Origin of the sequence: Bradyrhizobium sp. (genome assembly GCF_049581145.1) — a bacterium.
Classification (GTDB): Bacteria; Pseudomonadota; Alphaproteobacteria; order Rhizobiales; family Xanthobacteraceae; genus Bradyrhizobium.
Genome location: NZ_JBAURI010000343.1, coordinates 1 through 1,645, shown reverse-complemented (window position 1 = coordinate 1,645; position 1,645 = coordinate 1). Strand labels below are relative to the sequence as shown.

Below are 1,645 nucleotides of genomic sequence, written 5' to 3'. Positions count from 1 at the left end.
CGCGGGGTGCCTGCGATGATGCCGGGCGCGGCTGCGAGCGTCGTCAGCGCCGCGCGCCGGCTGAGAAGTGATCGAGCGATCCGCATGGGCTGTCCCTCCAGGCGTTTCATTTGCGGGCGGTTCGTTTGCAAGCGTTTCATTTGCCAGGCGTTGATTTGCAGGCGTTGATTTGCCAAGCGCTGATTTGCCAGCCTTGCATGCGCCAAGCGAGCATGTGCACATGCGCAGGCACGATACACAGATGAATTGCGTTGATTTAAAGTCGCTGCACGCTCGTGCGGCGCAGTGGTGTTCGCGGGATGCCGGGCCTTCGAGATTTGCAGGAAATTCCCCGATGCGAGAAAAGGTTCTGGTCTATTCGCGTTTCGCCAAGTCGCTGATGCAGCGGATCGGCGCGCGCTTTGAACTGATGGATGCCGCCGGCAAGCCGCCGCAGGACATGTTCGGCCCGGATCAACTCTCAGGCATCCGCGCCATGATCACGGCCGGCGGAACGCCGCTTCGTGGCGAGATGATGGACCAGCTGCCTTCGCTGGGAGCGATCGTGTGCTACGGCACCGGCTATGACGGCGTCGATCTCGCCGCCGCCGCGCAGCGCAGCATCGCGGTCGGCCATAGTCCCGGCGCAAATGCGGCATCGGTTGCCGAACTCGCCGTGACCTTGATGCTGGCGGCGACACGGCGGCTGCTGGTGGCCGACAATTACGTGCGCAGCGGCGATTGGGCGGCGGCAAAACCGTCGCCGATGATGCGTCCGCAGGCTGGCATCGCCGGCCGCAAGGTCGGTGTCTACGGCATGGGCGAGATCGGCCGCAAGATCGCCGCCCGCGTCGCCGCCTTCGAGGGCGAGGTCGGCTATTTCAGCCGCAGCCGGCACGAGGTGCCATACGGCTATTTTCCCAGTCTCGCGGCGCTGGCGGATTGGTGCAGCGTGCTCGTCATCGCGGTCCGCGCCGGCGCCGACACGCACCACGTCGTCAACGCCGATATTCTGGCAAAGCTCGGCCAGGACGGCTATCTCGTCAACATCGCGCGCGGCTCGGTGATCGACCAGGATGCGCTGCTCCAGGCGCTCACGGACAAGACCATCGCCGGCGCCGGTCTCGACGTCTACGCCAAGGAGCCCTACGCCCCCGATGCGTTGACGGCGCTGCCGAACGTGGTGCTGACGCCGCATATCGGCGGCCATACGTTGGAGTCCCATGTGGCGATGCAGGATTGCGTGATCGCCAATCTGGAATCGTTCTTTGCCGGCCGGCCGCTGGCCTATCCGGTCAGGTGAGACCGCCGACCGGCACGCCGCGCAGCTTGTCCGGGTTTCGCACCAGATAGATCGTGGCGATTTTCTCGCCGTCGATCGCCATGCTGAGCGTGTGGTCGATCTCGCCATCGAGGTAGAGCAGCGCGCCGATGCTGCCGTTGATCATGGTCGGCACGATGCGCAGGACGTGGTCGGCATGCTTGGCGGCAAGGCCGATGAACAGGCGCGCGATCTTGTCGGCGCCGATGATCGGATTGAGCGCCGCGGGCTTGCGGCCGCCGCCATCGGTGATGGCGATGGCATCGTCGCGGAGCAGGCTTGCGAGACGCGAGATGTCGCCGCTCGCCACCGCTTCGCTGAAGGCCTGTAGCAGCCGCGCATGAC

At 65.4% G+C, this 1,645-nt stretch carries 1 protein-coding gene and 1 pseudogene; one reads left to right on the top strand and one right to left on the bottom strand.

Annotated elements, in window-relative coordinates; translation table 11 throughout:
- Positions 1–334: 334 nt before the first annotated feature.
- Positions 335–1,282: a 2-hydroxyacid dehydrogenase gene (locus WCB02_RS11235; protein WP_423958221.1), complete on the top strand. Its 948-nt coding sequence runs from the start codon at positions 335–337 to the stop codon at positions 1,280–1,282.
- Here the strand turns inward: WCB02_RS11235 and WCB02_RS11230 are convergent.
- Positions 1,275–1,645, bottom strand: a pseudogene (locus tag WCB02_RS11230) (RNA polymerase sigma factor SigJ); the annotation flags it as partial. The gene WCB02_RS11235 and the pseudogene WCB02_RS11230 sit on opposite strands and share 8 nt — an antisense overlap.

Excerpts from the sequence above, each read along its gene's own strand:
- WCB02_RS11235 (WP_423958221.1), top strand. The coding sequence starts at position 335 with ATGCGAGAAAAGGTTCTGGTCTATTCGCGTTTCGCCAAGTCGCTGATG.